Annotated in this window: 20 protein-coding genes; 12 read left to right on the top strand and 8 right to left on the bottom strand. The window is 67.9% G+C overall.

What is annotated here, in order from left to right; all coding sequences use genetic code 11:
* Positions 1-47 precede the first annotated feature (47 nt).
* Complete coding sequence (locus ACIHAX_RS13680; RefSeq protein ID WP_355075310.1) at positions 48-809, bottom strand: hypothetical protein; 762 nt, start codon at positions 807-809, stop codon at positions 48-50.
* Positions 810-1,297: 488 nt separating this feature from the next.
* Here ACIHAX_RS13680 and ACIHAX_RS13675 point away from each other — a divergent pair, with 488 nt between their 5' ends.
* The 4 genes from ACIHAX_RS13675 to ACIHAX_RS13660 all read left to right on the top strand — a co-directional run bounded on the left by ACIHAX_RS13675 (position 1,298) and on the right by ACIHAX_RS13660 (position 3,170).
* A complete protein-coding gene (locus tag ACIHAX_RS13675; protein WP_355075308.1) occupies positions 1,298-1,468 on the top strand; it encodes a hypothetical protein in 171 nt (56 codons plus the stop codon).
* A 340-nt stretch (positions 1,469-1,808) separates the two neighbouring features.
* Positions 1,809-2,363: a class I SAM-dependent methyltransferase gene (locus ACIHAX_RS13670; RefSeq protein ID WP_355075306.1), complete on the top strand. Its 555-nt coding sequence runs from the start codon at positions 1,809-1,811 to the stop codon at positions 2,361-2,363.
* Positions 2,364-2,372: 9 nt separating this feature from the next.
* On the top strand, positions 2,373-2,792 hold the full coding sequence (locus ACIHAX_RS13665) for a MerR family transcriptional regulator (RefSeq protein WP_355075304.1): 420 nt from the start codon (positions 2,373-2,375) through the stop codon (positions 2,790-2,792).
* 177 nt (positions 2,793-2,969) lie between these two features.
* A complete protein-coding gene (locus tag ACIHAX_RS13660) occupies positions 2,970-3,170 on the top strand; it encodes a hypothetical protein (protein ID WP_157170965.1) in 201 nt (66 codons plus the stop codon).
* A gap of 37 nt (positions 3,171-3,207) precedes the next feature.
* Here ACIHAX_RS13660 and ACIHAX_RS13655 read toward each other — a convergent pair whose 3' ends face one another.
* Positions 3,208-3,489, bottom strand: a complete 282-nt coding sequence (locus tag ACIHAX_RS13655) for a hypothetical protein (RefSeq protein WP_355075301.1) — start codon at positions 3,487-3,489, stop codon at positions 3,208-3,210.
* 173 nt (positions 3,490-3,662) lie between these two features.
* Between ACIHAX_RS13655 and ACIHAX_RS13650 the strand changes: the two genes are divergently transcribed.
* Positions 3,663-3,947, top strand: a complete 285-nt coding sequence (locus ACIHAX_RS13650; RefSeq protein ID WP_355075299.1) for an ANTAR domain-containing protein — start codon at positions 3,663-3,665, stop codon at positions 3,945-3,947.
* A gap of 13 nt (positions 3,948-3,960) precedes the next feature.
* On the opposite strand, the gene ACIHAX_RS13645 is transcribed toward ACIHAX_RS13650, so the two are convergent.
* Together ACIHAX_RS13645 and ACIHAX_RS13640 are read right to left on the bottom strand one after the other, a co-directional pair.
* Positions 3,961-4,725 (bottom strand): trans-aconitate 2-methyltransferase, encoded by a 765-nt coding sequence (locus ACIHAX_RS13645; RefSeq protein ID WP_364432338.1) that lies wholly within the window; start codon positions 4,723-4,725, stop codon positions 3,961-3,963.
* Between the two features lie 58 nt (positions 4,726-4,783).
* Entirely contained in the window at positions 4,784-5,977 is a 1,194-nt protein-coding gene (locus ACIHAX_RS13640) for a GNAT family N-acetyltransferase (protein WP_397277583.1), read from the bottom strand.
* Positions 5,978-6,087: 110 nt separating this feature from the next.
* On the opposite strand from ACIHAX_RS13640, the gene ACIHAX_RS13635 reads away from it, so the two are divergent.
* Together ACIHAX_RS13635 and ACIHAX_RS13630 are read left to right on the top strand one after the other, a co-directional pair.
* The gene (locus ACIHAX_RS13635) at positions 6,088-6,279 is read left to right on the top strand and encodes a hypothetical protein (RefSeq protein ID WP_355075296.1); all 192 of its coding nucleotides are present in this window, start codon (positions 6,088-6,090) and stop codon (positions 6,277-6,279) included.
* A gap of 73 nt (positions 6,280-6,352) precedes the next feature.
* Positions 6,353-6,799 carry a nuclear transport factor 2 family protein gene (locus tag ACIHAX_RS13630; RefSeq protein WP_364432333.1) on the top strand — a complete coding sequence of 149 codons (447 nt, stop codon included), beginning with the start codon at positions 6,353-6,355 and terminating at the stop codon, positions 6,797-6,799.
* A 24-nt stretch (positions 6,800-6,823) separates the two neighbouring features.
* On the opposite strand, the gene ACIHAX_RS13625 is transcribed toward ACIHAX_RS13630, so the two are convergent.
* Positions 6,824-8,131 carry a glycosyltransferase 87 family protein gene (locus tag ACIHAX_RS13625; RefSeq protein ID WP_397277580.1) on the bottom strand — a complete coding sequence of 436 codons (1,308 nt, stop codon included), beginning with the start codon at positions 8,129-8,131 and terminating at the stop codon, positions 6,824-6,826.
* A 125-nt stretch (positions 8,132-8,256) separates the two neighbouring features.
* Between ACIHAX_RS13625 and ACIHAX_RS13620 the strand changes: the two genes are divergently transcribed.
* A complete protein-coding gene (locus ACIHAX_RS13620; RefSeq protein WP_364432327.1) occupies positions 8,257-8,892 on the top strand; it encodes a UdgX family uracil-DNA binding protein in 636 nt (211 codons plus the stop codon).
* 27 nt (positions 8,893-8,919) lie between these two features.
* The gene (locus ACIHAX_RS13615) at positions 8,920-9,309 is read left to right on the top strand and encodes an ankyrin repeat domain-containing protein (RefSeq protein WP_355075288.1); all 390 of its coding nucleotides are present in this window, start codon (positions 8,920-8,922) and stop codon (positions 9,307-9,309) included.
* Between the two features lie 5 nt (positions 9,310-9,314).
* Here ACIHAX_RS13615 and ACIHAX_RS13610 read toward each other — a convergent pair whose 3' ends face one another.
* Positions 9,315-10,688 (bottom strand): FAD-dependent oxidoreductase, encoded by a 1,374-nt coding sequence (locus ACIHAX_RS13610; protein ID WP_364432323.1) that lies wholly within the window; start codon positions 10,686-10,688, stop codon positions 9,315-9,317.
* Between the two features lie 151 nt (positions 10,689-10,839).
* Here ACIHAX_RS13610 and ACIHAX_RS13605 point away from each other — a divergent pair, with 151 nt between their 5' ends.
* On the top strand, positions 10,840-12,402 hold the full coding sequence (locus tag ACIHAX_RS13605) for an amino acid permease (RefSeq protein ID WP_364432320.1): 1,563 nt from the start codon (positions 10,840-10,842) through the stop codon (positions 12,400-12,402).
* 77 nt (positions 12,403-12,479) lie between these two features.
* Positions 12,480-13,187 carry a hypothetical protein gene (locus tag ACIHAX_RS13600; protein ID WP_364432317.1) on the top strand — a complete coding sequence of 236 codons (708 nt, stop codon included), beginning with the start codon at positions 12,480-12,482 and terminating at the stop codon, positions 13,185-13,187.
* Positions 13,188-13,203: 16 nt separating this feature from the next.
* Here ACIHAX_RS13600 and ACIHAX_RS13595 read toward each other — a convergent pair whose 3' ends face one another.
* Together ACIHAX_RS13595 and ACIHAX_RS13590 are read right to left on the bottom strand one after the other, a co-directional pair.
* Positions 13,204-13,695, bottom strand: coding sequence for a carboxymuconolactone decarboxylase family protein (locus ACIHAX_RS13595; protein ID WP_355075281.1), 492 nt, complete (start codon positions 13,693-13,695; stop codon positions 13,204-13,206).
* Positions 13,692-14,774, bottom strand: a complete 1,083-nt coding sequence (locus tag ACIHAX_RS13590) for a dihydrodipicolinate reductase (protein WP_397277577.1) — start codon at positions 14,772-14,774, stop codon at positions 13,692-13,694. Before ACIHAX_RS13590 ends, ACIHAX_RS13595 begins: the two co-directional genes overlap by 4 nt.
* A 405-nt stretch (positions 14,775-15,179) precedes the next feature.
* On the opposite strand from ACIHAX_RS13590, the gene ACIHAX_RS13585 reads away from it, so the two are divergent.
* Positions 15,180-16,613, top strand: a 1,434-nt coding sequence (locus tag ACIHAX_RS13585; RefSeq protein WP_397277575.1) for a hypothetical protein, incomplete at its 3' end; no start/stop codon positions are given.

The following is a 16,613-nucleotide window of genomic DNA, read 5'->3' as shown; positions in this document are numbered from 1 at the left end:
CACACAGTGATTCGGGCGAGTCTACTCGGCCCCGCGGGGGTAGACGATCAGTCCGCGTCTTCGGATTCGGCGGACGGCTTCGACGTGACGACATTGATCCGCAACGGGAGGCGGAACAGGTTGCCCGATCGGTTGCGGACCCACTGGGTGACGGCGGCGACCGCCGAGCCCAGCGAAGTCACGCCCGCGAGCAGCGCCCACGGCGTGAGCGTCGCGGACGTGTAGGCGACCTGCCCGATACCGGGCACGACGAGTTTGCCGTTGCCGAACGCCCAGTTCATCAACGATCCGATCTGCCCGCCCAGATCCGTCTTGCGTCCGACCATCGCCTTCAGCTCGGGGCCCTTGCTGTTGATGTAGAGCACGGTGAACACCACGAACAGTGCGGCGACCAACGTGGCCAGCGTCGCCAGCCGATTCAGCGCCTCGATACGAAGGCGCAGGTTCACCACGATCGCGAAAAGCGCGATGACGATAGCGGCACAGGCGAGCAACGCCCAGAAGCCGGTGATCCGGGCGCCGGGAGGCGCCGATCGCGACCAGACGTTGAGGAACCGCGTGGTGATCTCCATCCGGCCGAACGCGTTGGTGCTGACCTTGCCATCGGCGCCCGCGGCGGTGAGCCATGGCTGGAACAGCAGCACGAGCGTCACCAGGCTTCCGACCGCGGCCCACACATAGCCCCAATATCCGCGCAGCGCGGCCAGAATTGCCTTCGCCGGCACGACGGCGCCGCTTCCCGCCCGGTCCTGCCGGGCGGACCGGTCGTCTCGCGTTTCGTCCGACTGCCAGGGCGTTGGCTGCACCATTACCTCAGTTTAGGGTCGCGGCACCGACCGAATTCGGGCCCAACTCACCAACAGTGGGAAGTCTCCATGCGGATGCGGCGGCGCGGCCCAACGGGCGGCCCCACCCCGCTACGAGGGCGTAACGATCACCGTTACCGAACGGCTCTCCCCGCGCCGGTCGAATCCACGCAGCGTGTGCCGTGGCAACGCATCAGGCCGACGGCTATCACTCCACGACACGATCGGAGATAGCCAGGTCTCCATTGGGCAAAGGAGAATCGAACACATATCGAAGCACGTAATTCCGGTGATTGTGGGCAAAAAGAATCCGCCGGTAGGTTTTTCGCCCGGGTTGGCTGCCACTACCCCGAAAAAAGCGCCATCGGTGATCGTCCTGTTACGTGATGCCGGGGAACTTGACGTTTCCTTGCCTGGTGCTCACCGGACTATGGGTGAAGCATGAATCTCGTGAGTCAGAGTTAAGTTTCACTCGAGTCAAAGGATGCACAATGTCGACCAAAATCACGAAAATCGTCGCAGCGACCGCAATGGCCGTCTCCTTCGGCGTCATCGCGGCTCCCGCCGCTACCGCCGAAACGACGCCGTCCGGCGCCGCGACGCCGGTTTTCGGCTCGGTAGTCTTCTGCATACCGCTCGGCAGCGCCGTCTGGTGCATCTGAGAGCGCCTGTTGTGCGGCCCCGCCGCGTTCCGGCGGGGCCGCACTTCTCGGCTGGAAGTCTTCTCCAGCTCCGATGATCGGCGGTGTGCGAGGCATCCCGCCCAGTGTCACGCGAACCGACATGAGGAAGGCAGATCGTCGCAGTCGCCGCCGCACGTGGATCGACCGTCGCGGCGGCACTGTCGTCATCGGACCTCCTTTGTGCCACACCCGCGATCGCCGTGTCGTCCACTGAGGCGCGATGCGGGTGGCAAGCCTGGGCGACTCGGCGCCGCAAGCAGCTCTTGACTTCAGGTCGACCTCAACTCGCAAGCTGAGCGCAGCACGAGGAGAGGTGACCATGACAACGTTCGGAGCAAAGCAGAGCCGCGGCTACGACCAGCGGGCTTCCCGGCTGCTCGGGGGCCTGTACCGCCGGATCGCCGCGGACGTCGACGCAATCGCGCAATCGGGGGCGTGTGTGCTCGACGTGGGGACCGGGCCGGGGGAATTATTGGCGCAGTTGGGTTCTCGGCGGCCGGATCTGCGGCTGCACGGCGTCGACCTGTCGCCGCACATGATCGACCTCGCCGACGCGAAGCTGTCCGGCGGCGCGGTGGAACTGTCGGTCGGTGACGTGGCCGCGCTTCCCTACCCCGACGACAGCTTCGATCTGGTCGTTTCGAGCCTGAGCATGCACGAGTGGCCGGAGGTCGACCGCGCGATAGCCGAGCTGGCGCGGGTATCGCGACCCGGCGGCGCCGTGGCGATCTACGACTTCCGTTTCCTGCGCTCGGCGGCCGCGCTCAGCGCGTTGCGCCGTTCGTTCGAGGCGGCGACCGTGCGGCGGGAAGCGGTACGTCCGCGGCGTCAGCCCATCGGGCTGTACACGCGGCTCACCGCCCGCGCCGCCTAGAGTGCGGATATGGCGGGCGACGACATGCCGATCGGTGAACTCGCGGCGCGGTTCGGTCTGGCCACCCATGTGCTGCGACACTGGGAGGATGCCGGATTGCTCGCGCCGCGGCGGGACGGGGCGGGCCGTCGCCGCTACCGCGACGGCGATGCGGAAACCGTGGCGATGATCCTGATCGGCAAGCAGGTGGGTTTGTCGCTGGAGGAACTCGCCACGCTCTTCGCCGAGGCGTCCGACCGCTCCGCTCGCCGCGACTTGCTGCGTGCCCACCGCGACCAGCTCGTCAGCCGGATCGCGCAGTCCACCGCGGCGCTGGAGACCATTACGCACGCTCTCGACTGCGCCGCCGCGGACTTCCGTGAGTGCCCGCACTTCCAGGCCAAGGTCGCCGACGCGCTCGCGCTGGTCACGAACCGGTCAAGGCCATGAGGTAAATCGTTATGGCGCATGGAATTCCGTCCTGACGGCGTAGTTTGCCGCCGTGCGGGCCCGGCGCGGTGAATCGGCGGCGACAGGGGGTGCTGCGCCGCTTTTCTGGGATTAGGATCGAGTCCTGCGAACTCGGACACAGCAGCCAGTAACACTTCGACTCGATAGAGGTGCCCCGTGAGCAGGACGATTCGAATTCCCGCGGTGGAACTCGCCGATCATGTCGGCGAATCCATCGTCGGGTACGGCACCCTCACCCAAGCAGGAGTGGTCCAGCCGGGCGGCGACCTCGTGGTCGCGGTCTTCGGCGTCGAGACCAACCGGCGCGAAAAGTCTTTCACGCCGGGTCAATTGGTCGAATTGGAGGTTACCGACTGACCGCGGCGGCCGGATTCGGATGCGCCGGCCGACCGATTCAACCGATCAGCGCATTCATGATCGTCCCCGCGCTGGTGGCGATGACGCCGCCGAGCATTCCGCCCGCGACCATTTTCGCCGACGCGAGCGGACCGCCGTTCCATTTTTCCCAGGCGAATCTTCCACCCGCATAGGCGATCCCGGTGACTCCGGAGAGAATCACGAACCACGTGAAATACCGGAACAGCTGGAGAATTTTTTCCGAGTTCGGGGGGGCTTCGGGGACCGGGTCGTCCACCTGAGCCAGAAGAAATGCTTCGACTGCCGTATGGATCGTCATTGATCTGTCTCCGTCGCGTTTCCGCAGGACAAGTTATACGCAATCGCTATGACGTTCGAAGTATCGCGATCCCGGAGGCTCGCGTCAACCCCTCACCGGCCGAGGCCACCGCAACGCCGGTGTTCCCGCGCGCGAAGCCGTGTCGAACCGCCGTGGACGGGTAGTGCGTGCATGTGAGCTACGACGGTGACGGCACGGCGGACGGTGACCTCGACCCGGTAGCCGCGCGGGCGGTGATCGAACAAGCCAAAGGCGCGGTCATGCTGGTCTATGGCCTCGACGCCGACGAAGCGTTCGCCATCCTGCGCGTGCGGTCGCAGGAAACCAACACCAAATTGCGCGTTCTCGCCGCCAATGTGGCCGCCGAGCTACCGTCGGTCGGCATGCCCGCCCTGACCAGCGAACTGCGCAGCCGGGTCGACCGGCTGCTGTCGACCGCGCACGAGCACGGCCGTTGAGCGCCGCTGCGGCCTATCGCTTCTGGGCGACGGCGAAGACTCGCCGGAAGGGCAGCCAAGTGGTGCCGTCGGCGCGTCGAGGGTAGGCGTTGCGCAACAGTGGGGCGAGTTGCGCTGTGAATTCCCGCCACTGCGCGTCATCGAGGGCCCCGCGCACGGGCCGCAACGCCGTGCCGGCGACCCACTCGAGCACCGGATCTTCTCCGCTCAAGCGTTGCAGGTACGTCGTCTCCCAGGCATCGACCGCCCCACCCGCGGCGGCGAGCAGGTCGGCGTATCCGGCGGGATCGAGCACCGCCCTCGGCTCGAGGATGCCCGCTCGTCCGAGGCTGTCGCGCCAATCGTCGCGAGCGGCCACCTGGCGGATCGCCCGGTGCGAGGCCGCGTCGAAATTTCCGGGCACCTGCACGGCCAGAAACGCGCCCGTTGGAAGCTCTCGCATCCACCGAGCCAGCAAGTCCGGATGCCCGGGCACCCATTGGAGGACGGCGTTGCAGACCACGACATCGGTCTCCGCGCTCGGCCGCCATTCCTGTACCGCCCCGAGCGTCGCATCGATGCCACGATCTCGCGCGGCCGCGACCATCTCCGGCGACGAGTCGAGCGCTCGCACGATCGCGCCCGGCCAGCGCCGCGCGAGGACCGCCGTGAGATGCCCGGGACCGCAGCCCAGGTCCACCACCACCCGCGGTTCGGCCGCGGCGACCCGGCTCAGCAGGTCGAAGAACGGGCGGGACCGGTGATCGTCGAAGGCGAGGTACTGCTGAGGATCCCACATAGGCCACTCCGAGGCTCGCTACCAAACCGTACGTACGTACTGTACGCCTGCCTCGCGCTCAGAAGAAGGTCCCCGAGAACGGCAACGAGTCGGTGGCGAACAGCGCGCCCGCGTCCGCGACCGCACCGGGACGATGTTCGTCGACACGTCCCGCGAAAGCCAGTTCGCGCCATGTCGTTCCGCCCAGATAGACCGCCGCGAGATCGGAGATACTCGTGGTGAGATCCGGGTTCTCCCGAACTCGTCGCACGCCGTCGACAGCGATCCGGTAGCGGCCGGAGTTCGCCGTCAGGATCGGGTCCCGCACTTCCACCACGACCGCGGCGGCCCGGCGATAGGTGCGCCGCGCCAGCGCGTGCCCGACATCGACCAGGCGCAACCACGTCTCGTCCCTGGTCGACAGCACGCGCACCGCGCGTTCGTCGGTGAGCAGGTGGCGCAGCGGACTGTCCAGGGCAAGGAACGGGAACACGAACGTATCGACCAGGTCGATCGACATCAGCCCGCGGATCAGCCCGCGATACGCCGCGGGCGTCGTCGCGACGAAATCGTTGATCACCACCTGCTTTTCCGGCCGGGACAGCCAGCTCCTCGGATCGACCGGCTGGTAGCGGACGAACCCGTCCTCGGCGCCGGCCGGGCCGTGGACCAGGCAGTAGTTCGGCTCCGTGCTCAGCAATTCCTGCAACCGCCACCAGTATTCGGGCCGATCGACAGCGCCGGTCCAGACGACGTCGGCCGTCGCGTAGATCTGCGGCAGCAGTTTCCACGCCGCGGCGCCGTCGATGAAACGCACCGGACCGGACGCCGCCACCGTGTCACGCAGCCGGGCCCTACGGCGCTGCAACTCCACCCGCGCGAACGAGCTGGCGATGCCGTAGCCGAACCGTTCGTAGATCGCACCCTCCGACGCACGCAACGTGGCGACCGCTTCGCCGCGTTCGGCGATGTCGGCGAGCTGACGGTGCAGCAACGCGGTGAGCGCCCCGCGGCGGGTGTGGGTCGGCAGCACTCCGACGTGGGTGACTGCCGCGTGCGGCAGGCGCGCGCCGCCGGGAACAACCAGCCTGCTGGTGTACGACTCCGCGGTACCGATCAGTTCGCCATCGATGTAGGCGCCGAGCGTGCGACCGGGCTCCGACAGCTCCGCGGTAGGGGTCAGCGGCGGCAAGCCCACCATGGCCGTGCGGAAAAGGGCGTTGGCGGAACGGATGTCGTCCTCGGCGAGGAGGGTCTGCACAGCGACGGTCACGACTCGATCCTGCCCGAGCCGCCATCGGGCGCTGACCTGCTGGCACGCCCCGGCGGAAAATCAGTCGGCATCACGGTTTCGTAACGGGCTGCGGTGGGTATTACATAGCAATGACGGATCACCGACCAACCCGCATCGCCGGTGTGGAACCGGGAACCGGCGCGCTAGCTTTGACCACGTGCCTTGCCTTTTCGATCGGCATCGCCGCGCTCACCCAATCGGCGTTCACCACGCTCGTGGCCTGTGTGAGCATCGTGGCGGGGCTCACACTCGTGCTGAACATCCTGCCGCGCAAGGCTTGACCGCGCGGACCTTGCCTCGCACGCCGAATCCTGGTGGCATCTACCCGGTATCGACGTCAATCGGGAGGCAGGCATGCTGTCGTTGCAGGAGATTTCGGATCGACTCGAGATCGAAGACCTGATGGTGCGGTATTCGCACGCGGTCGACACTCGACAGTGGGACCTGCTGGACGAGGTGTTCACCCCGGACGCGCACATCGACTACTCGGCCATGGGCGGATCGGTGGGCGATCTGGCGGCGACGAAGCAGTTCCTGGCCGCCGTCCTGCCCAACTTCCCGGCCTTCCAACACCTGATCAGCAACTCGTCCATCCGGGTCGACGGTGACACCGCCACCGGGCGGACGATGTGTCACAACCCGATGCTCGTGTCCGGCGGCGACGGACCGCCGACGATGATGCTGTGCGGTCTCTGGTACCACGACGCGTTCGTCCGCGTGGACGGACAGTGGCGGATCAAGCAGCGCGTCGAGGAGAAGAGCTTCCTCTTCGTCGCGCCGTCCGCTCCCGGCATGGGCTGACGCGACGGAGACCGCCGCGGTTCCTCAGCGCGCCGACAGCGCTGAGGGCGGGGACTCGGACGCGGGGGCCGGTTCCTCGCGGGCGGGGCTCCCGTCGCACACGACCTTCCGCCTGCGGGCGACCAGGAACAGCACGACCAGCGCCACACTGAACCAGACGTAGGTGTTGCCGATGAAATGCTGCCAGGGTGTCCACGCGGTCTCCCGGTGCTCGCCGTCGGGCAGCCAGTTGTGCGGGCCGATGACGAATATCGCCGCGGTCACCACGAACGTCACCCACCACCCGATCGCCCGCCTGCCGGGCAGGCGGGACGCGTGACCGACCATGGCGAACAACGCGGGCGCGATCCACACCCAGTGGTGGGACCAAGAGATCGGCGAAACCAGCAGCGTGAAGACGGCGTTGAGGGACAGCGCGAGCGCGGGCAAGTCGGCGGCTCGGCGCATGGCGGTGACCACCAGCGCGAGCAGCAACGCGCCGAGGATCAACCAGATGATGGTGAACGCGGGCTCGGGCGTTTCGAAACGAGAGAACACCGCTTGAATCGACTGATTCGTGTGGAATGCCGAACCGCTCAGCCCGGACACGTTGCCCAGGCCGCCGAACCAATACTTGACGGACTCCTTCGGCAGAATCGCGAAGCCGAGCGCCGTGGCGGCCGCGCCGGTGACCGCGGCGGTCGCGGCCGCGCGGTAGTCCCGCCGGACCAGGAAGTAGAGCACGAACGCCGCGGGCGTCAGCTTGATCGCGGCGGCGACGCCGATCAGCATGCCCCGGGGCCAGCGCGACTTGTGGGTGAGGCAATCGGCGGCGACCAGGGCCATCAGCAACAGGTTGACCTGACCGAAGTCCAGCGTGGAGTGAATCGGCTCCAGCAGCAGCCCCAGCGGAGTGGCGCACGCGGTGGCCCAGACCGCCAGCCGGCGCTGCGACTCGTCCGGCCACACCCGCCGCGCCACCAGATAGAGCGTGAGGGCCAACGCGGCCACCGACGAGACGAAGAAGCTCAACGCGGCGACGTCCCAGGGCAGCATCGCGAAGGGGCCGAGCGCGAGCGCGGCGAAGGGCGGGTAGATGAACGGCAGACCCGCTCCGATGGTGGTCTGCGGCAATTGCCCGTACATGTCGGCGCCGTGCCGCATGGCGTCCACGCCGAGGCGATACACCTGCAGGTCGATGAACCCGCCGGTGATCTTGTGGAACGGCCAGACCGGTGTCAGCAGACAGAACGCGGAGAACGCGAGTGCGAGAACCGGCGCCGGGCGCAGCGCGCGCGCGAGTCGACGGTTCTGGGACATCGGCGTTCCGGCGGTGGCGGTGACACTACTCATCCGCGGCGACTATACCGACCCGGGTCCGCTCGTTCACCACATGGGAGGCAGATTCGCGACTGTCGCGTGAGGGCCGCGGAAACGGGTAAGCCGCCACCAGCACGAGGGGCAGAGGAGGTCGGCCGATGGTGACGAAGGCGCCCGGCGCCGCGATGTACGTCCCCGAGAACGCGGATCTGACGCGGCTGCGGCAAGCGGCCTGCGACTGTCACGGGTGCGATCTCTACCGCCATGCCACGCAGACGGTGTTCGGCGCGGGGCCCCAGGACGCGGACGTGGTACTGATCGGCGAGCAGCCCGGCGATCAGGAGGACGTGGCAGGCCATCCGTTCGTCGGTCCGGCGGGGCGGCTGCTCGACCGGGCGCTGGCGGAGGTCGGCATCGACCGCGACGCGGTCTACCTGACCAACGCGGTGAAACACTTCAAGTTCGTGGAGCGCGGCAAGCGGCGCATCCACAAGCAACCCGGCCGCACCGAGGTGGTCGCCTGCTCGGCATGGCTCGACGCCGAACTCGATCTGCTGCGTCCGCGGTTGGTGGTGTGCCTCGGCGCGATCGCGGCGCAGGCTGTGCTCGGCCCGATGTTCAAGGTCAGCGCACGCCGCGGCGAGGTCGTCGAAACGGCCGACTTCCGCGCGATCGCCACCGTGCACCCGTCGTCGGTGTTGCGCGCGCCCGACCGTACCGCCGCCTACGAAGCGTTCGTCGACGATCTGCGCATAGTGCGGGAACACCTCGGCAAGTCGGCGGCGGCGCGCTGATCACGCGGCCAGGACAGGAGTGAGTGGATGAGCACCGACGAGATCGACCCGGAACTGCTGGAACTGGCCGCCAAGGTGTTCGACTTCGCTCGGCGCGGAGACACCGCGAGGTTGGCCGCCTATGTGGACGCCGGCGTGCCGGTCGACCTCACCAATGACGCGGGCGACACCCTGCTCATGCTCGCCGCCTACCACGGGCACGCCGATGCCGTGGCGGCGCTGCTGCAACGGTCGGCCGATCCGGACCGCGCCAACGACAAGGGCCAGACTCCGCTGGCCGGGGCGGTTTTCAAGGGCGAGAGCGAGATCGTGCGACAACTGGCAGCGGCGGGCGCCGACCCCGACGCGGGCACCCCGTCGGCCCGCGACGCCGCGGTCATGTTCGGCAAGACCGAGCTGCTGGAAATCTTCGGCTGAGCGGGCTACCCGCGCTTGCGCACAGCGGTGACGGCCTTGCGCGCTGCTACCAGAACGGGATCCCACACCGGGGAGAACGGCGGTGCGTAACCGAGATCGAGCATCGTCATCTGATCGACGGTCATCCGGGCGGTCAGCGCGACCGCGGCGATGTCGACGCGCTTGGCCGCGCCCTCCCGTCCCACGATCTGGGTGCCGAGCAAGCGTCCGGTGAGCCGCTCGGCGAGTATTTTCACCGTCATCGGCGCCGCGTCCGGGTAGTAGCCGGCGCGGCTGGTGGATTCGACCGCGACGGTCACGTATTGCAGGCCCGCTGCCCTGGCGTCCTTCTCCCGAAGACCCGTGCGGGCGACCTCGAGTTCGCAGACCTTGCTGACCGCGGTGCCCACGACGCCGGGAAAGACCGCGTATCCCCCGCCGATGTTCGCGCCGATGATCTGACCGTGCTTGTTGGCATGGGTGCCGAGCGGGATGTGGCGTTCCCGGCCCGAGACGAGGTCCAGCACCTCGACGCAATCGCCGCCCGCCCAGATGTTCTCGTGCCCGCGTACCCGCATGGCGACATCGGTCCGCAGCCCGCCGTACTCCCCCACCGGCAGACCGGCGGCGCGGGCCAGCTCGGTCTCCGGGCGCACGCCGATGCCGAGCACCACCACGTCGGCCGGGTATTCCGCGGTGTCGGTGACGACCGCGGCGATCCGGCCGTCGTCATCCGTCCGGAACTCGGACACCTCGGCGTCGCCGACCACCTTGACGCCCATTCCGCACATCGCGTCGCGCACCAGAGCCCCCATGTCGGGGTCGAGCGTGGACATGGGTTCCGAGCCGCGGTTGACCATCGTGACGTCGTAGCCACGCCGGATGAGGGCCTCGGCCATCTCCACGCCGATGTAACCGGCCCCGACCACGACGGCGCGGTTGCCGCGCGCCCGCTCCAGCGTGTCGAGCAGCGCCTGCCCGTCGTCGAGCGTCTGCACACCGTGCACACCGTTCGCGTCGATACCGGGCAGCCGCGGCCGGACGGGGCGGGCGCCGGTGGCGATGACGAGGTGGTCGTAGGACATCCATGCCGACGCGCCGGTTTCCCGGTCGCGATAGCGCACGCGAGCCTGCTCGGCATCGATCTCGGTGACCGCGGTGTGCAGCCGCAAGTCGATCTCGCGGGACCGATGTTCCTCGGGCGTGCGGGCGATCAGGGCATCCCGGTCGACGACGTGACCGCCGACCCAGTACGGAATGCCGCAGGCCGAGTAGGAGGTGAACCCGCCGCGTTCGAAGACCACGATCTCCAGCGCGTCGGCGTTCTTCATCCGGCGCGCCTGCGAGGCCGCCGACATTCCGGTCGCGTCACCGCCGATGACCACCAGTCGCTCGCTCATGGCTTCACGCTACGTTCGGCGTCCACCCGGCGGCCGCGTGGGCCACCGTTCCACGAATTTGCTGGTTGCGCTGCGGGTGACCGATCCGTACTTCACACTGATCTTCTGGCAAACGCGGTATGAGGGCAGCGTTTTGACCCGGGAGCACGACATGACCGAGATCCGACCCCCTTCCGACGACGAACGTCGGCTCGCCGAACTGGGCTACAAGCAGGAACTGGCCAGATCATGGTCGGGTTTCTCGAATTTCGCCATCAGCTTCACGATCGTGTCCATCCTGACCGGCGGATTGGCCAGTTACGGCATCGGTCTGGCGAACGGCGGCCCGATCACCATGGCCTGGGGGTGGCCGCTGGTCTCGCTCATGGTGTTGTTCGTCGGACTCGCCATGGCGGAATTGGCCTCCGCCTACCCGACCTCCGGCGGCTTGTACTGGTGGGCCGCCGAACTGGGCGGACCGGTGTGGGGCTGGTTCACCGGATGGTTCAACCTGATCGGGCAGATCGCCGTGACCGCGGCGATCGATTACGGCGCCGCCATCTTCACCACCGTGGTGTTGAACGTCGTCGGAATCGACATCGGCACCGACCGCACCGCGATTTTCTTGGTGTTCGCCGCCATCCTGGTCCTGCACGCCGTCTTGAACGTGATCGGCCCGCATCTGTCGGCGGTGATCAACAATGTGTCCGCGTGGTGGCACGTGGGTGGTGTGGCGATCTTCGTGGTCGTCCTCGGCTTCGGAGCGGAACACCACCAAAGTGCCCGATTCGTCTTCACCGAGACGGTGGACAACAGCGCGATCGGATTCGGCGGGGTCGCGTTCAGCTTCCTGCTCGGCCTGCTGCACGCGCAATACACTTTCACCGGCTACGACGCTTCCGCGCATATGTCGGAGGAAACACACGACGCGTCGCGGATGGCGGCCAAAGGGATCATCAACACGATCGTCGTGTCGGCGATCGCCGGATATCTGCTCATCATGGCGGTGACGTTCGCCATCCCGAATCTGGACGACGCGCTGGATCCCGCGAAGAACAGCGGCTATCCCGTGATCTACATCCTGGAGAACTCGCTGAACGGCTTCTGGTCGGGTTCGCTGCTGATCATCGCGGCGGTCGCGCAATTGTTCTGCGGATATGCCTCGGTGACTTCGGCTTCCCGCATGCTGTTCGCGTTCGCGCGGGACGGCGCGGTGCCGGGGTCGAGGTTCTGGTCGCGGCTTTCCACGCGCAAGGTACCGGTGCACGCGGTGCTGTTCATCTCGTTCTTCGCGTTCGTGCTGCTGATTCCGTCCATGCTGGTGCCCGCGGCGAACGCACCGACCGCCTACGCGGCGGCGACCTCGGTCGCGACCATCGGTCTCTACATCGCCTACGGCATTCCGATCCTGTTGCGGCAGCGGCACGGGAGCCGATTCCGCACCGGCCCATGGCGATTGGGCGCGTGGTATCGCCCGGTCGGAGTGGTCGCGTTGATCTGGATCGTGCTGATCAGCTTCCTGTTCATCCTGCCCACCGACGCCCGCGGCTATCCGTGGCACAGCGAATTCACCTGGAACACAGTGAACTACGCACCGATCACCCTGGTCGGCGTGGTGGGCGCGATCGGCATCTGGTGGCTGGCGTCGGCTCGGACCTGGTTCACCGGGCCGAAACGGACGGTGGACGAGCCGCCCGCCGACCAGCCTGAGCAGGAGGCGCCGGCCAACGCCTGAGGCACGACCGGTCCGGTCGCGGCTTCCCTGATCTGGCGTATCGAGTTTGTCGGCCTCGGTCGCTAGGGTGTGTCGGCATGGAAAGGACCGACCTGGTGCGTTTTTCGCCCGCCGGGAGAATTGTGTTCCCGGGCAATCCGTGGCCGGAAGGGCACGCGATCGAGGAGTTCGCGTGGACCGGCCGCATGGACCAGGCCGGCAGCCTGTGGTTCGATCTGCACCTGCGCTCCGCGGCGTACAACGCCGAACGCGACCCCGCTCACGGCGAGGAGGACGGCGAGGACTGGCTGTCGCCGATCGTGTGGCAGAACTATCACAGCTGCACGCTGTCGTCCACGTACTGGGGCGAGGACGACGCCACCGGCCTGCGCGCCGCGGCGCCGGGCCGGCCCTTTCGACTGAAATCCGAACAACCGCAGCGCCTCACGGTCGACCCGCTGCCCCTCGCGCACGCCGACGACGTCGGATACCTTGCGTTCAACATCTACCTGCTCGGGCACGACTCGGTCGCCGACCAGGAAGTGTCGTTCACCCGGCGATCCGACGGCAGGCACGACATCGACTGGCAGGGTCGAATCGCGCTGACCTACGCGGGTCAGGTCGAATTCCGGTACCGATTCCGGGCCCGGATATCCGGCGCCACCCTCGAATACATCCGTTTCCCGGCGGAAATCTCCGCCGATCGAGCGCTCCGCCAACTCGGCGCCGTGCTCGACGCGCCCGAGGAGTTCGAACTGGGCCTGGTCGACGGGCAGCCCGCGTGGGTGTCGAGAATGCCGGTCTAGCTTTTTCGGCGCCGGTTCACCGGTTGCCGGTATGGCCGGGCAGCACGCACACCGAATCCAAGCCGAGCACGTGGTTCAACCGGCCGAACGCCAGCCATGAGCCGATGCTCATGCTCAGTTCGACGACTTCGGCCTGACTGTAGCGGGCGAGCATCCGATGCCAGAACTCTTCGTCCAGGTTGTGATGGTCGGTGGCGTAACGCTCGGCGTATTCGGCGGCGAGCCGGGTGCGTTCGTCGAAAGCGTCGGTGGTGCGCCAGTTCGTGACGGCGTCGGCGAATTCGGGCTCGACCTTCACCCCGTCGCGTTCGGTGCGCCAGTCCATGCAGAACAGACAGCCGTTGATCTGGGCGATGCGCAGCCGGGCCGCCTCGAACTCACGCAGGCCGAGCGTGCTGTGCGAGTACACCGACAGCGAGAAATTCGAGGCGGCGACGCCGATGCCGGGGACCATCTCACCCCAGACGTAGCCGATCGGATCCTTGCCCTCGGGAACGTCGATGATCATGGGTGCTTCCTTCCGAGTTTGCCGACGGCGGGACGCAACGGGACATCCAGTGCGTCGTAGAGTCCGGGTTTCGCCGCCACCAGCCAGTCGATTGCGCCGACCAGCCGGCCGACGGCCGTGGCGTTCCCGCCCGCGGAGCGGTTGCCGTCTTCGTCGGTCGCCTCGACGGTCACTTCGATGCGCGGGTGCCCCTCGATGATCACCCGGTGCGCGCCCGCGCCGCCATCGGCCGGTACGGGCCAATCGGGCGCACACGTCGGATGGATGCGGGTGACGTGTTCGACGACCAGTCGCGGTTGCCCCGCGACGATGCCCTGCACTTCGAAACGCACGGCGCCCTGGGTGCCTGCCTCGAATTCACCCATGGACGTCGTGGTGACGGTGGCGTCGAGGGAGCGCCGATCCAGCGTCTCGCGGATCTCGTCGAGTTCGACACCGAGCGCCCGTGCCATCAGCCGGATCTGCCCGCCCCACACCATGGTCGGCACCGACGGCGCGAGCATCGGCGGCTGATAGTCCATCGGCTGCCCCATGCCGACCAGGTAGCGCACCGAGTCCGGCTGGTCGTAGGTGGAGTAGTCGAAGATCTCCTGGCAGCGGATCGTCTCCACCGTGCTCCCGAGCCCGCTGATCAGCAGCGGCAGTACGTCGTTGCCCCACCCGGGGTCGATACCGGAGACGAACAGCGATCCGCCGCTCTCCGCGATCGCCGCCAGTACCAGGTCGCGTACCTCCGGCGGTGCGTTGCGCGGATCGTAGAGGGCGTAGAGAGCCGGGGTGACGACCACCGCGCCCGCGCGCAGCGCGCGCACGATATCGGCGAGCGCGTCGTCCGGCCGGATGTCGCCGGAGGCCGCGTAGACCACCGCGTCCGGGCGTGCGCCGAGAACGGCGCCGACATCATCGCTCGCGGCGACGCCCAAGTCCCGATCCAGCCCGCCGAGTTCGCCCGCATCGCGGCCGACCTTCGCCGGATCGTGCACCAGCACCCCGGTCAAACGCAGCGCGGGGTGCGCGTCGACGGCCCGGATGGCCGCCCGGCCGACGTTGCCGGTTCCCCAGACCACCGTGGAGATCATCGATCGAGCGTAGCAAGCGCTTGGTCGGCTGTTCGGCGTTCCGGAAAAGCGCTCCGATCACCCTTAAGCGCCACAGGCACTCCGTCCGCCGGTTCCGGAAGCGCCGGTCGCAGCGGACCGTTCGCCCATGGCAGCGCGGGACAGCGGCGTCGCCGATGCGATCCTTCTCCTCGCTTCGGATATCGACAACAGGGTCCGCACACGCGTGCGCCGCCCGATTCCGCGCCCGGCTCGCCACTACGCACCATTGGGAAATGGCGTGAACTACCCGGTAGCGTTGGGGCTCGGGGCATTACCTACCGCCAGGGATCGCGGCGCAGTTCCGGTTCGCGGCGAGTACGGTATATCCCGCTGCCCGGCGCGGGGGCGGCGGTCGGGATCGGGTGGAAAGGCAGGCGCGCGACAGTGAACGAGCGGTATTCGTCGTGGGCTGCCCGGAATACGCCCGAAGAGCTGCCGCTGGCCGCGCGTTACCAGAGCGCGGATCCGATCCGCTGGCACGGCAGCATGGTCTACCCGATGTACACCGAGCAAGTCGGCCCCGCGCCCACCACCATCGCCTTGACCATGATCTCCGCCGCACCGCCCGCAGGGCTGCGTGGGCTCGGCATGGGTCTGTCGGTCGTCGACGGCTATCTGGACCTGCACGGACGTTCACTCGCCGGAGTCGACGCGTGGAGCGACGCGTTGGCCGCGGGGGTCAGCTTCGCCGTCACGCCCACCGCGCCGGTGACCCTGGTGACACTGACCCCCGTCTGGGTGGACGAATTCGGCACGCAGAAGTCGTGGACGGGCAACTACGGCATCGTCGTCGAGCACCGGCCCAACGGTCGCGTCGTGCTGTGGTGCAGCATCGGCGAGGGACCACCGAACTTCGCGAACCTGGTCGTGGAACTGTCCACCGCTCCCACACCGGTCGCCCCGGAGCCTCCGGCTCCCGCCGCGCCCGCGACGGCTCCGATCGGCATGAATCCGCCCATTCCGCAGGCGATCTCGTCGGCGGGCCCGCCCACCGCGCCTACCATGCCCGTTCCGCGTATCGACGCCGCTACGGCCGCGAGCGCATCCGCGACGGCGGCCGAACGGCTCACCGGGGTTTCCTCGGCAGCCGTCGGTGGCGGTGCCGAGAAAACGACGGAAGCGACCCAGCCCCGCCGCGCAGGCAGTCTCTTCGTGAATCTGCAGTCGTCCCGCGCCACACGATCCACTGCGGAAACTCCACCTTCCGCTCCCGGCTCCCGAGCCCCGGACAGCGCGCAGTCGGCGTCGAGCTCGACCACCCAGTCGGCTGGGCCGCAGCCGGAGTCCGAAGTACCCGCCCGGAACCTCGCTCACCATCCGAGGATCGCGCACGAGAGAACGGCGGCGGACTCGTACGGAACCTTCGGACCTCCGGTCGCACATACACACCCGCCCGAGGACCCGGCACGCTCCCGCACCGGCCTGCTGCTCGGCAATACGCCACCCGCACCGAACGCTCCGCTACCCGCTCGCCCCGCGGCGGACGGCACGAGCACCGAAGCCAGCCCGATCGTCGCGAATCCGTGGACCGCGCACCCATATCGCGCGCTCGACCCCATCGGCACACACACCCAACCCCAAACAGACACCTCACCTCCCGGGTCCGGGCCCGTCCCCCAGGACACTCGAGTCCCGCCCACCGCCTCCCCCTCGGCAGACGGCCCGCACTCCGGATCGAACCCGCGGGTCGCGAACCGTCCAACTGCGGCGGACCCCAGCGCACTCGACCCCATCGGCACACACACCCAACCCCAAACAGACACCTCACCTCCCGGGTCCGGGCCCGTCCCCCAGGACACTCGAGTCCCGCCCACCGCC

Origin of the sequence: Nocardia sp. NPDC051929 (genome assembly GCF_044548645.1) — a bacterium.
Taxonomy (GTDB): domain Bacteria; phylum Actinomycetota; class Actinomycetes; order Mycobacteriales; family Mycobacteriaceae; genus Nocardia; species Nocardia sichangensis.
The sequence above is the reverse complement of the archived record's forward strand: the minus strand, read 5'-3'. Positions and strand labels throughout refer to the sequence as shown.

Coding starts and splice junctions, on each gene's coding strand:
- ACIHAX_RS13680 (WP_355075310.1), bottom strand. CDS start 809: ATGGTGCAGCCAACGCCCTGGCAGTCGGACGAAACGCGAGACGACCGG.
- ACIHAX_RS13675 (WP_355075308.1), top strand. CDS start 1,298: ATGTCGACCAAAATCACGAAAATCGTCGCAGCGACCGCAATGGCCGTC.
- ACIHAX_RS13670 (WP_355075306.1), top strand. CDS start 1,809: ATGACAACGTTCGGAGCAAAGCAGAGCCGCGGCTACGACCAGCGGGCT.
- ACIHAX_RS13665 (WP_355075304.1), top strand. CDS start 2,373: ATGGCGGGCGACGACATGCCGATCGGTGAACTCGCGGCGCGGTTCGGT.
- ACIHAX_RS13655 (WP_355075301.1), bottom strand. CDS start 3,489: ATGACGATCCATACGGCAGTCGAAGCATTTCTTCTGGCTCAGGTGGAC.
- ACIHAX_RS13645 (WP_364432338.1), bottom strand. CDS start 4,725: ATGTGGGATCCTCAGCAGTACCTCGCCTTCGACGATCACCGGTCCCGC.
- ACIHAX_RS13635 (WP_355075296.1), top strand. CDS start 6,088: ATGACGGATCACCGACCAACCCGCATCGCCGGTGTGGAACCGGGAACC.
- ACIHAX_RS13630 (WP_364432333.1), top strand. CDS start 6,353: ATGCTGTCGTTGCAGGAGATTTCGGATCGACTCGAGATCGAAGACCTG.
- ACIHAX_RS13625 (WP_397277580.1), bottom strand. CDS start 8,131: ATGAGTAGTGTCACCGCCACCGCCGGAACGCCGATGTCCCAGAACCGT.
- ACIHAX_RS13620 (WP_364432327.1), top strand. CDS start 8,257: ATGGTGACGAAGGCGCCCGGCGCCGCGATGTACGTCCCCGAGAACGCG.
- ACIHAX_RS13615 (WP_355075288.1), top strand. CDS start 8,920: ATGAGCACCGACGAGATCGACCCGGAACTGCTGGAACTGGCCGCCAAG.
- ACIHAX_RS13610 (WP_364432323.1), bottom strand. CDS start 10,688: ATGAGCGAGCGACTGGTGGTCATCGGCGGTGACGCGACCGGAATGTCG.
- ACIHAX_RS13605 (WP_364432320.1), top strand. CDS start 10,840: ATGACCGAGATCCGACCCCCTTCCGACGACGAACGTCGGCTCGCCGAA.
- ACIHAX_RS13600 (WP_364432317.1), top strand. CDS start 12,480: ATGGAAAGGACCGACCTGGTGCGTTTTTCGCCCGCCGGGAGAATTGTG.
- ACIHAX_RS13595 (WP_355075281.1), bottom strand. CDS start 13,695: ATGATCATCGACGTTCCCGAGGGCAAGGATCCGATCGGCTACGTCTGG.
- ACIHAX_RS13590 (WP_397277577.1), bottom strand. CDS start 14,774: ATGATCTCCACGGTGGTCTGGGGAACCGGCAACGTCGGCCGGGCGGCC.